The sequence below is a fragment of the Clostridium sp. CMCC3677 genome (genome assembly GCF_023845585.1).
Classification (GTDB): Bacteria; Bacillota; Clostridia; order Clostridiales; family Clostridiaceae; genus Clostridium; species Clostridium aquiflavi.
The window spans coordinates 1-12200 of sequence record NZ_JAMQHS010000017.1 but is presented as its reverse complement, the minus strand read 5'-3'; the positions used below and the strand labels follow the sequence as shown (position 1 = coordinate 12200).

At 24.9% G+C, this 12200-nt stretch carries 10 protein-coding genes, 1 tRNA gene and 1 rRNA gene; 9 read left to right on the top strand and 3 right to left on the bottom strand.

Annotated elements, in window-relative coordinates:
• Positions 1-386: 386 nt before the first annotated feature.
• From NG901_RS15675 to NG901_RS15665, 3 genes are read right to left on the bottom strand one after another with little or no spacing between them, the layout of a single operon-like run.
• Positions 387-1004 (bottom strand): HAD-IB family hydrolase, encoded by a 618-nt coding sequence (locus NG901_RS15675; protein WP_252216661.1) that lies wholly within the window; start codon positions 1002-1004, stop codon positions 387-389.
• Between the two features lie 15 nt (positions 1005-1019).
• On the bottom strand, positions 1020-1925 hold the full coding sequence (locus tag NG901_RS15670) for a decaprenyl-phosphate phosphoribosyltransferase (protein WP_252216659.1): 906 nt from the start codon (positions 1923-1925) through the stop codon (positions 1020-1022).
• Complete coding sequence (locus NG901_RS15665; protein ID WP_252216656.1) at positions 1912-3420, bottom strand: glycosyltransferase family 39 protein; 1509 nt, start codon at positions 3418-3420, stop codon at positions 1912-1914. Before NG901_RS15665 ends, NG901_RS15670 begins: the two co-directional genes overlap by 14 nt.
• A gap of 515 nt (positions 3421-3935) precedes the next feature.
• Here NG901_RS15665 and NG901_RS15660 point away from each other — a divergent pair.
• The 9 genes from NG901_RS15660 to NG901_RS15620 all read left to right on the top strand — a co-directional run bounded on the left by NG901_RS15660 (position 3936) and on the right by NG901_RS15620 (position 12002).
• Positions 3936-5699, top strand: a complete 1764-nt coding sequence (locus NG901_RS15660) for an ABC transporter ATP-binding protein (protein ID WP_252216653.1) — start codon at positions 3936-3938, stop codon at positions 5697-5699.
• An 80-nt stretch (positions 5700-5779) separates the two neighbouring features.
• Positions 5780-5938: a CLI_3235 family bacteriocin precursor gene (locus NG901_RS15655; protein WP_252216651.1), complete on the top strand. Its 159-nt coding sequence runs from the start codon at positions 5780-5782 to the stop codon at positions 5936-5938.
• A 105-nt stretch (positions 5939-6043) separates the two neighbouring features.
• Positions 6044-7480, top strand: coding sequence for a Cys-rich peptide radical SAM maturase CcpM (gene ccpM / locus NG901_RS15650; RefSeq protein WP_252216649.1), 1437 nt, complete (start codon positions 6044-6046; stop codon positions 7478-7480).
• Between the two features lie 20 nt (positions 7481-7500).
• The gene (locus NG901_RS15645; RefSeq protein WP_252216647.1) at positions 7501-8619 is read left to right on the top strand and encodes a TIGR04066 family peptide maturation system protein; all 1119 of its coding nucleotides are present in this window, start codon (positions 7501-7503) and stop codon (positions 8617-8619) included.
• A 16-nt stretch (positions 8620-8635) separates the two neighbouring features.
• Complete coding sequence (locus NG901_RS15640; RefSeq protein WP_252216646.1) at positions 8636-8932, top strand: peptide maturation system acyl carrier-related protein; 297 nt, start codon at positions 8636-8638, stop codon at positions 8930-8932.
• A complete protein-coding gene (locus tag NG901_RS15635) occupies positions 8933-10498 on the top strand; it encodes a S8 family serine peptidase (RefSeq protein ID WP_252216641.1) in 1566 nt (521 codons plus the stop codon).
• Positions 10499-11077: 579 nt separating this feature from the next.
• Complete coding sequence (locus NG901_RS15630) at positions 11078-11569, top strand: MogA/MoaB family molybdenum cofactor biosynthesis protein (RefSeq protein WP_252216639.1); 492 nt, start codon at positions 11078-11080, stop codon at positions 11567-11569.
• Positions 11570-11803: 234 nt separating this feature from the next.
• Positions 11804-11920 (top strand): 5S ribosomal RNA (rrf, locus tag NG901_RS15625).
• A 6-nt stretch (positions 11921-11926) separates the two neighbouring features.
• Positions 11927-12002, top strand: a tRNA-Phe gene (locus NG901_RS15620).
• Positions 12003-12200 lie beyond the last annotated feature (198 nt).

Below are 12200 nucleotides of genomic sequence, written 5' to 3'. Positions count from 1 at the left end.
TTAAATAAAAGTATATTAAGCTTAAGCAAAAAGGCTTCATTGTTTAGATTAACTAAAGTAAGAGACTTTTATTATATTTATTTTTATTCAAGAGTTTAATTTTTTTTATAGTTAAATTTAGTTATATTTGGGTAAAATTAGATGCAATATGATTTAATTGTACACTTAATTTCTTTAAATTTCAATGTACTGTAATATGATTCTGTTTGAGTTAATAGCTTTAAATATGATTGATATGCTAAAACAAAAAGACTACATTCTGCTAATAATTACATAACTTTAAAAGAAGCTGAATTATTAGTTAGGAATGTAGCTTAGAAATGCTTTGATTTTTATTATTTTAACAAAGAAACATGTTCAAAATCTATTTATAAAGTAAATCTATATTATGATAATATTAATTCTAAATTATTTTTATTAACCTTATACCTATTTTTAACTAAAGATAACATAGGCTTATCTGATAAAGAATCAGAGTATCCAAAGGAGTTATCAAAATCTATCTCTAAATTATTTTCATTTAAATATTGTTTTATCCTATTAATCTTTTCAATACCTTTGCAATTTTCACCATAAATTTCATTAGTATATTTTCCATCTACCATCTTAAGTTTAGTTCCTATTATCACGTCAATAAAACTATTTTTAAAAAAATATTGTAAATATACTTCTGGTGAAGCTGAAACTAATAAAATACAGCATCCCTGTTCTTTATGAAAATTCAATTTTTTCATAACTTTTGAATTAACTTTTTTTAATAATACATTGTCATAAAACTCTTCTAATTCTTTTTCAGTTAAATATTTTAAAGGTAAATATATAGCCTCCTTAGCAGTTTTTACATCTATAATTTTAAAAAAATACAGTACAATTTTTACTAAGATTATAGGAGTATAGAATATTAGAATTGGCTTTTTGCTAATTGCAAAAAATAACATTGAGAACATAGAGTCTCCATTTATAATAGTATAGTCTACATCAAAAATAGCAAAAGGGATTTTCATTATTTCTATTACCTCCTATATATTTAAAATAACAATACAAGCACATGCCCATAATAATATACAACTAAAAAGTTGCTTATCTTGCAATACTGTTTCTGCTGGACTTCCACCTGCTTCTTTAGAATACATTAAGTAATAATATCTTAAAGCTCCAAAAATAATAAAAATGCTTGTCCATATAAAATTATCATTATATGAACCTAGTATGCAATAAATAGAATATGACATAATGGTACATGTTAATGATATAGTTATAAACTCATCTAGTAATTTTTCGGTATATTGGGATAGATTCTTTCTATGAGAACTAGCATTGTTACCTAAAATAATTATCTCATTTCGTCTTTTTCCAAATCCTAAAAATAAGGATAGAAATAATGTACATAGAATTATCCATTTAGAAATTTCAACTGTTGTTGCAATTCCCCCTGCTATTACTCTTAAAATAAATCCAAGTGATATTGATAATATATCAATTAAGAAAATATTTTTAAGCTTAAAAGAGTAGACTATATTATTTAGCACATATATAAATATGATAATAACTATATATTTATTTACATTTATTGCTAAATTTAATGAGATTAAGCATAACAATATTCCTATTATTAAAGCTTGAAGCAAATTAACTTTGCCACTAGCAATTGGTCTTTTACATTTGATGGGGTGCTTTTTATCACTTTCTTTATCTACAATATCATTAAGTATATAAACAGTAGATGATATACAACAAAAAGAGATAACTGTAATAATATTGCTTATTAATAAATCAAATTTTAATAAATTGTTTGAAAAAATTATTGGACCAAATACAAAAAAGTTTTTAATCCATTGCTTAGGACGTAATAATTTTATGATGTATCTAAAATCTTTTATTTGTTTAGTGGGCAATAATTTTATAATATATTTAAGATCGTCCATTTTCTCCTCCATTGCCATTTAAATTGCTACTCATATTATTTTTATTAAAAGCTGTAATAGCTAATATTATAAAAATCCAAGAAAAGGGATAGGTATACCTATCTTGTGATTCTATTAATAAACATTGAAGAGAAAGACCATAAAACATAATATAAAAGAAATCAATTTTATAATTCTTAAACTTTTTATTGTTATATAATCCAACATAAGAGAGTATTAAAATTGTAATGTGAAATATCTGTGTGTAAATTTGCAAATCATCATTAAAGTTTATTAAAATACTATCTTTTTTCTTACCAGTTGTATCTAAATTATAAGCTTCATTAAATCCTAGTTGCGCCCAATAAATACCACCAAAATCTCCTATAGACCATTGTCTACCATATTTGAAACTATAAAAACATAATAATTTTATAGTTGGGGTTGTAGTTAATCTTTGTTTTATAGTTTCTTTTGCTGCTTTATTTACTAAGTCATAGTTATGATCATATTTATTTACTAAATCATAGTCCTCTTGATTCCATGCTCCTCCGGATTCAATATTTGTACCCTTTAGTACTGACACACTTATTGGCTCCATGGGATGCCAAAGGGGATTCTCTGTTATATTTAATGATATTAATGTATAACTTACAATTACATACGGAATTACAAACATTACTATAACTAATAAACTTTTAAATACTTTCAGTTTAAATTTTTCTTTGAAATATATGAAAATATACATTATATAAGCAATAATCATTATATAACCAAGGGGTCTAAAAAGGTGCATAATACTTAAAGATAAACCTGACATTGAAAAAAAGAAAAATTTATTTTTCATATCTCTATTTAGGGCTTTAAAAAACATTAATATGCTTAATAATAATAATGGCATAGCAATATTTTCAGAGCAATAAACATTATTATAACTAATCATAGGTGTGTAAATTGAACTTATAAGCAATACCCAAATACTTTTCTTTTTATTTTGAAAAATTTCTTTTGATATAAAAAATATAAATATTATGTTTAACATAGAAAAAATAATATATATATTTTTTATAGCTATTAATGGATTAGGAAAAACTTTTATAATTAAAGAAAAATATAGAACCGTTATGCTCATGTGTGGAAATCTAGCAAAATAACTATAATTTTTAAACATATGGGTATCACCATGTAAAAAGTTTTCTGCATCTGCAAACATTTGATGAAAGTCACTTATAGGTACACCATCAATTTTATAAAACCATAAGAATCTTATAAGAAAAGCTACAGTAAATATTATAGTGATAATTAAGGAGTTGTTATAATTATTTTTTAATGCATAATATGTTATTCCAATTAGTAAAATTGAAATTAAAAAACAAAAAATTGACAATACCAAATTATTGTCATTTTTAAAAAATAAATAACATAAATATACAAAACTACCTATTAATGGAGGAAAAAATAAGGCTTTAAAACTCAAGTTCAAAACTTTATGAAACCAATCATTTGTACTATTCATATAAACTCGTCCCCTCTATATTATAAATTTTCCTTAGTATATGTATTACAATTAAGCATTTTTGTTTTAGGCTAATTAATCCTAGTTCTTTGAGTTCTTTGAGCATTTATTATTTAAAGATCTAATTAATATGAAACCATTAGATAACTTATAGTAGACTTCAATGTATTAATATAACTTCTTTTAATTTACGACAAGCGTTAGTAATTTGGGAAAATTACAATTTAATATATATAAGTAAAACTTATATATATTATAAATTTAAAATGTAAACTTATTAATCTTACTACTTTTAATTTATAATATATAATTTAGAAACAAATCAATAATATTATCATAAAACATAAAAATCTGCGCATAAATTCAATTTGTTGGAATAATATGTAATATTATTAGTTTTTATACATAAATTGATATATTTAGGGTTAAATGTATTTATTTAGTTTAATTATTATGTTAGTATGCACTTGGAAGTAAAATTTCTTTAAGCAAATAATATTTTATGGAGAAGGATTATGAATATAAAAAAAGAGGACAAGCAAATTATGAATAGGATTATAACTTTGTTTAAACCATATAGATGGAAAATAATCATAGTAATTACTTGTATAATAATATCATCTGGCTTAAGTATACTAACACCTCTTATTAATCAACTATTAATAGATGAAGGATTACTTTCAAAAAATTTAAAACTTATTATAACATATTCTATTTATAATTTGATCTTGATAACTATTATTCAGGGTTTGGGGATAATTGAAACTAAATATCGTACTTATATAGAAAATTTATTATCATACAATCTTGAAAAGGAAGCTTTTAAGCATATTTTAAAAATGAAAATGAGTTTCTTCTGGAGTAAAAATTATGCTGAGATAATAAGTAACTTAAGAACAGATATTAGTAATATATCTCAAATAGCAGATCAAAGTACATTTTATATTATAACAAGTGTTTTTAGAATTATAGTCGGAATTATAGGACTAATTACTATAGATTGGAGACTTTACGTTTTAGTAATGGTAGTAACACCGATAAGATATTTAGTTGTGAAGTATCTTGCTAAAAAGAGAAAAGATTTATTTGAAAAATTTATAGAAAGTTATGAAGATTTTTCTGGTTGGTATGGAGATACTATTGGAGGAATAAAAGAAATAAAAACTTGGGGATTAGAAATATTAAAAACAGGTGAGTTTATAAAAAAACAAAGAGAGATAATAAAACAAAATATAGGAATGTCATATTTGGGAAAAGCAAATGAAATTTCTGAAACAGTATTTACACAAACAATAACAGCATTAATATATATTATTGGGGGATATTTCATTATAGGTAATACTCTTACTGTTGGAAAGCTATTTGCATTTATAACATACAGTTCCTATGTTACTGGACCTATATTTGCAATCATGAATATTGGATATAGTTTTGCAAGTATAATACCATCTGCAAAAAGATATTTTAAATTTATGGACATGGAAACTGAGGATAGAAATGAAAAAAAAATATTACAAAAATTAAATTCAAATGAAGTTTTAGGAACTATTGAATTTAAAAATGTAGAATTTTCGTACAATGATAAAGAGTCTGTATTAAAGAATATCAGCTTTAAAATAGATGCAGGAGAAAAGGTTGCTATAATTGGCAGTAATGGTTCCGGTAAAACAACAGTTATTAATATGCTTTTAAGATTCTTAACTCCTGATTCTGGAGGTATATTTTTAGATGGAAAAGATATTAATTCTTTTAAATTAAAAGATTATAGACAAGTAATATCTTTGGTAAGCCAAGATGTGTATTTATTTAATAGTAGCATAAGGGAAAATATTATACTTAACTCTAAGAAAACAGATAGTGAAATGTATTCAGCAATAAAAAAAAGTGGAGCATATAAATTTATTGAAGAAATGTCTAACAAATATGAAAATATCGTAGGAGAAAGAGGAAGTAAGCTATCTGGTGGTGAAAGACAAAAAATAGCTATGGCTAGAGCTTTTCTAAGAGATTCTAAGATATTAGTATTAGATGAAGCTACCGCTAATTATGATATTGAAACTGAATATCATGTAAATAATTTAATTAAAGAAAATTATAAAGATAAAACAATGATTATAATTAGCCATAAGCCAGATATATTAGCAAAGGTTGATAAAATTATAGTTATTAACCAAGGTGCAATAGAGGATATTGGAAATCATTTTGAATTATACAACAGAAATATATTTTACAAAAATATGATAAATATACCATCAAATGAAATGTGTAATAGCTATTAACATCTATATTATAGTTATCTATAAATATTTTGGATGATAATATAAAATAAAAAAACTAAAATTATAAGGAGGATTTTAAAATGAAAAAGTTAGGAAAAAAGAATTGTGAAGTTATTGAAACAGTAGAGGCATATGAGGATATATGCTATGCATTAGAAAATTGTTACGATAAATGTACAGGTGCAGCTCGTAAATCATTAAATAACAGATTATTTAATGCTGCACATAAGGGTGCATAATAATTATAGTTAATTACTATTGAAAATTAAAATAAAGTGTAGGTTAGAAATTTCTTATCCTGCGCTTTATTTTATAGATTATATTAAAAAATGAGGATGATGCATATGAATGATAAACCATTGATTAAGCTTTTTAAAACCAATGATAGGTATTATATATATGATACGAATAAAAATACTATATTAAACATCAGTAATAAACAATACAATTCTTTAGAAAATTATATGAAGGATGATGTTGATTATTGTATAAATTCAGAGGAAATAAATAAATTTTGTAAGGAATATTCTCTATCTTCAAATAGAGTAAAATATATAGATAATCCTCATAATGAGATAGTGCCATCTCATTTAGAGAGCAATGTAGGAATGATAATATTACAGGTAACTCAGCAGTGTAATTTTAGATGTGAATATTGTGTTTATTCGGGTAGCTATTTAACTAGAACTCACTCAAATAAAAGAATGGGTATTTCAACAGCATTTAAAGGCATTGATTTTCTAATTAGTCATTCAAAGAATGTTAATAAAATTGATATAGCTTTTTATGGAGGAGAACCTCTTCTTGAATTTGATTTTATTAAGAAATGCATTGATTATGCTGAAAAAAAAGCAGAAGGCAAAAAGGTAACATTTTATATTACCACAAATGGTTCTATATTAACTGATCAAATTGTAGAGTTTTTATATAAACATGATGTAATGTTAACAATTAGTCTTGATGGGCCCAAAGAAATACATGATGATCATAGAAAACTTGCTTTGAATAATTCTGGGACTTTTGATAAGGTAATTAAAAATATTATAAATATTAAGAATAAGTTTCCAAAATATATAGATAATATTATTTTTAATGTAGTTATTGATACTGAAAATGATTTTTATTGTATAGATAAATTTTTCCTAGATTATGAGGCTATAAAAGATATAGCTATAATATCAGGGACAATATCTAATAACAATAGAAAATCTAGTATTGAAATAAATGAAGATTATTATTTAAAAGCAGGATATGAATTATTTAGAATTTTCTATTATTTAATAAGGAAAAAGAATACTAATAATTGTTCTAGAATAATTATTGAACAATATTCTCAAATATCAAAACTTTCGGAAAGCTTGATGCCTCAAAAAATGTTACCTGAAAAAGCACATCCTAGTGGATCTTGTATTCCTGGAACTCAAAGATTATTTATGAATGTAGATGGATTTTTCTATCCGTGTGAGAGGGTTAGTGAAACTTCTGAGATTATGGAGATAGGACATATAGATACGGGTTTTGATATTAACAAAGTAATGAATCTTTTTAATTTTGGTAAGATAAATAAAGAAGCTTGTAAAAATTGTTGGGCTATAAGACATTGTAGTATGTGTGCGGGTTTATTAGAAGCTGATGAAAACGAATTTTCACAAGAGAAAAGAGAAGAGTGTTGTAAAAGTATTAAAGCATCTGTAGAAGAGAATTTTAAAGATTATTGTTTTCTAAAAGAATTTGGTCATAATTTTGACAAAAACGAAGAAATGAATGTATTCAATGACTAATTAGAAATGAGGATGATAAAATGAAAAATGAGTATAAAACTATGATATATCCATTTGATGTTGAATCTGTACCACTAATAAGACATAGTAATCTTATGAATAATTATAAGATTGTTAATATTATTTCTCCAAATGGATGGGGACTTTGCGGTAAGGATGCAGGTGATAGCGACAATGGACAACCAGTTGGTATAATTATAGATAGTGATTTTAATAAAGCACTAGAAAATTGCGACACAGTTTTTTTTACTAATTCTAGTATGAAAATGAATTTGGATAAATTTGTATATCCAAAAATTATTAAAGCAGCTCAAAGTTCAAAAAATATAATATGTACTATAAAACTTGAAAACGAAATGATTGATAAAATATCAAATATTTGCAATAAAAACAATATATTTTTCAAGTATTTTACTGATGAAAGTGATAGTATAATAAGCCCTAAAACTGAAAAAATTTATCCAATTAATACACCTATAATTTTAGTATTTGGTTTATGTGAAAGAACAAACAAGTTTGAGATACAACTAAATCTAAGAGAGAACTTAGAGAAGATGGGCTATAAAGTATCGCAAATAGGTACACGACAATATTGTGAGTTAATGGAATTTCATTCATTTCCTAAATTTATGAATAGTAAATCTATTACTGAATCAGAAAAAGTAATTTTATTTAATCATTATATTAAGAATATTGAAAATAAAGAAGTACCAGATGTAATAGTAATCGGTGTACCAGGTGGTATAATGCCTATTAATCATGAATTTACAAATAGATTTGGGATTTTAGCTTATGAAGTGTCACAAGCTGTTATGCCAGATGTTGTTGTATTAAGTACATTATATAGTAGTAGTTCACCAGAAATTTTAAAATTATTATCTAAATCTTGTAAATACAAATTTGGATATGATATAGATTGCTATAATATTAGTAATACATCTTTAAATATTGGAGCTAGTAAATATGAAGAGTCATTACAATATAATGTAATGAATTTAGACGTTATAAATGAAAAGAAAAAAATGTACCAAAAGTTAGATCGACCTGCTTATAATATTTTAGATAAAAATGATGCACAAAATATGACTAATTTTTTAGTTAATAAATTGGCAGAATATGAAGAAGGTAGAATTATATAGTTTGGAGGAAATTACTGTGAATAATTTTTATGAGAATATAGATATAAATATAAAATTGAATAATATATTTAAGAATAGGTTTGACATAGAGTTATTTAATAATGAACTTAATATAAATATTGATGATAATTTATTAGGAAATAAATTTGGATTAGCGCCAAGGGATCTTTATTATTTATTATGCGACATTGAAAAAGAATTTGATATTACTATTTCAGAAGACGATATTGATAATATTAAATTTAATACAATAAGCAATATTATTAAAATTATTAATAATGAATCGCAACAAAAAGATGTGGAAGTTGTTTAAATGGTAGCAGTTGCAATAATTGATGATGGTATTGGTATTGGACTTTATGATACATACGACATTGTACGTAGTATAGAGATAACTACTGATCTTACAGTACAAAACGTTGATAGATGTAATTTATTAAATGACAGTCATGGTACCATTTGTGCTGCTATAGTAAAAAAATATTATCCTAAAGCGATGCTTACTAGTATAAAAGTGCTTAATGATAAAACTCATAAATGTATAAATAAACAACTTATTAAAGCTATTGAATGGTGCATAGATAATGGTATCCAAGTTGCTAATCTTAGCCTTGGTACCATAGATTATAGAGATTTTGAAATGATAAAAGACACAATTAATATAGCGTATAATAAAGAACTTATTATTGTAGCTGCATGCAATAATAGAGATATATTTACATCTCCTGCATCTTTTAGCAATGCTATTGGTGTAAAATGCAGTGAAAATAATGTTCTGAAAGAAGGAGAATATATTTTTAATTTATATCCTTTAGATGGCATTGAAATAACTGCTTGTAGTGAACATATGTTATTAAAAAATAGGAATGAATCAAAACTTACACGCATGTGTAATAGTTATGCAGCACCAATGATTACTGCTGAGGTTTGTAAGATAATAGATAAACATCCTAATATAACTTTAGAGGGAATAAAGCAAGAATTGTATAAATCCTCAATTAATTATTCAGATAATACAGTAAGAGTAAATAATTATAAAAACATAGATTGGGTTAGTAATGCTGCATTGCTATGTATGAATGAAAAAGAATGTAATTTTGAATCACCCTATATAAATCAAATTAAGAGTTTTAAAAGAATTGAAGACATAAATGTTGATGAATTTGATACATTAATTTTATTAAATAATATAGCAAGTAGTTGTGAAAAAATTAGGTCTATTATATACCAGTTTGAAAAAAGCATTGTTGTTATAGATGATTGGTGGCAAGATGAAAGTTATAAAGGTAAATATTTCAATAATATTATTAAATTTTGGCATCCTTTAATAGTAAAACATTTTTATGAAGTATCTTCACCGCCAAAAGAAATGGATGTGCCATTAATAATAGTTTATGACTACACAGAAAGTAAGATGATAAAAGTATTAGAAACATTAACTGCTAAATTTAGAAGTGATGGCTATTATGCTGTAGGTGCATGTACAAAATCAATAGGAATTTTATATGGATTAGAATATATTCCTGTTAGTAAAGATGCAAATATAAAAGAAATAAAAGATAAAATTGAAATGTTATACGAAGTTTGTGATTGTGATATTATGATTTTAGGATTAAGTATTAACAAAGATGATAATATGATAAAAAAAATTAATATATGTTTAAATCCAGATAAAGCTATTTTTCTTGTAAATGATTATATACACGAAATACAGGGCTGTGTAGAAAAAATAAGTACTAATCATGCTTTAATTATAACATCACAAGAAGATATTAAAAAAGATTTTTATCTAGGGTGTAAAATATTTAGATATAGAGATATTGATTTATTGTATAAGCAAATTTTGAATATGCTTCTTTGTGAAAATAAGAAAATTTAAAAATACAAGTTGGATAGTAAAAGTTATTAAAGTAAGTGACAATGGTTATCTCTGACTTACGCACAGCTATTTCCTATATATTTCAATGTTTATTTTCTATGATAGTGCATTTCTACTTGAATAGTTTTACAGTTGAATAAAAAACAAATTCTCAAGTTATTTTTAATGATTCAAAAATTTCTTTTATCGGCGTACCGTTTGGGCAAGCTTTGTAAATATAGTATTGTTTATCTTTAACTGTTACAAGGTCAAAGTCCTCAACACTCAATGATGTGGAAAACTTATGAAGTTTTATTCCTAATATTTTCTAAATGTCTTAATTATGGTTGAGTTAGATATGAATCAAAATTTAATTGCTTGAAAAATTTGTATATTGATAGTTCATTTGATATAATTGTGTTTTGAAACATTTATGTATAGCTCCTTGCTGTCATTGTTGTGTGCAAACTCAATTATAAGAAGGATTTAGCATAAATGTTTTTATTTTATTATGATATAATTTTATAATAGTTACTTAGTTAAAATAGGGGGAAAATAATAAAGTTTTTTTAGTAATAAATATTGAGGAGGTTTGGATTAATGTATACAGTTGGAATTATTACAAGTAGTGATAAAGGATATACAGGCGAAAGAGAAGATAAAAGTGGAGCTGTAATAAAGGAAATAGTGGAAAGTAATGATTTTGAAGTTGTAAGGCAAATAATTCTTCCTGATGATAAGGATATGTTGTCAAAAGAATTTATATATATGAGTGATGAACTTAATGTTAATCTTATTTTAAGTACAGGGGGAACTGGATTTTCTCCAAGAGATATAACTCCAGAGGTAACTAGGATAGTTATTGAAAGAGAAGCACCAGGAATATGTGAAGCGATAAGATATTATAGTCTTCAAATAACTAAAAGAGCAATGTTATCAAGAGCTATTTCTGGAATTAGAGGGAAAACGTTAATAGTTAATTTGCCAGGAAGTCCAAAAGCATGCAAGGAAGCATTGGATTTTGTATTAAATGATATAAAGCATGGAATAGATATTTTGCTGGAAAAATCAAAAGAATGTGCAAGAAAATAGAGAATATAATAAGAAAATTTATTAAAATTAAGCTATATTTTTTAGTTATAGGGTTTTAATTTTAAAAAATAAATACTTTTATATATTATATTTAAAATCCTATTAATGCTAGTGATATCAAGTGTTAAAGAAGTATATAGTAAGTCTTAATATAAATAAAAAAACAAAAAAATCAAAAAAGTTTAAAAAAGTTGTTGACATAATAGTGATATCTAGATATAATACTACTTGTGATCTGGTGATGACGGCGTAGAGGTAACACTCCTCTCCATTCCGAACAGGAAAGTTAAGGTCTACAGCGCTGATGGTACTGCACGGGAGACTGTGTGGGAGAGTAAGACGTTGCCAGGTAAGCATGGCTCGATAGCTCAGTCGGTAGAGCAGAGGACTGAAAATCCTCGTGTCACTGGTTCGATTCCAGTTCGAGCCACCAAAAAAACACTAACAAATGTTAGTGTTTTTTTTATTCTTTAGGAATATTAAATTCTTTTAAATAAAAAGGCTCTGTTTTAAATGTGTGTTGATATATGCAATAGGTAAAGTGGCATTGTAATTGGACTTTGAGAATTCTCAATGGGTATTGTCACATTTACTGTTTGTCCCAATTTTATATTGGGAGCAAGCTAAAATG

Bases quoted from the DNA above. Each gene is read 5' to 3' on its own strand.
- NG901_RS15675 (WP_252216661.1), bottom strand. From the start codon at position 1,004: ATGAAAATCCCTTTTGCTATTTTTGATGTAGACTATACTATTATAAAT.
- NG901_RS15670 (WP_252216659.1), bottom strand. From the start codon at position 1,925: ATGGACGATCTTAAATATATTATAAAATTATTGCCCACTAAACAAATA.
- NG901_RS15665 (WP_252216656.1), bottom strand. From the start codon at position 3,420: ATGAATAGTACAAATGATTGGTTTCATAAAGTTTTGAACTTGAGTTTT.
- NG901_RS15660 (WP_252216653.1), top strand. From the start codon at position 3,936: ATGAATATAAAAAAAGAGGACAAGCAAATTATGAATAGGATTATAACT.
- NG901_RS15655 (WP_252216651.1), top strand. From the start codon at position 5,780: ATGAAAAAGTTAGGAAAAAAGAATTGTGAAGTTATTGAAACAGTAGAG.
- ccpM (WP_252216649.1), top strand. From the start codon at position 6,044: ATGAATGATAAACCATTGATTAAGCTTTTTAAAACCAATGATAGGTAT.
- NG901_RS15645 (WP_252216647.1), top strand. From the start codon at position 7,501: ATGAAAAATGAGTATAAAACTATGATATATCCATTTGATGTTGAATCT.
- NG901_RS15635 (WP_252216641.1), top strand. From the start codon at position 8,933: ATGGTAGCAGTTGCAATAATTGATGATGGTATTGGTATTGGACTTTAT.
- NG901_RS15630 (WP_252216639.1), top strand. From the start codon at position 11,078: ATGTATACAGTTGGAATTATTACAAGTAGTGATAAAGGATATACAGGC.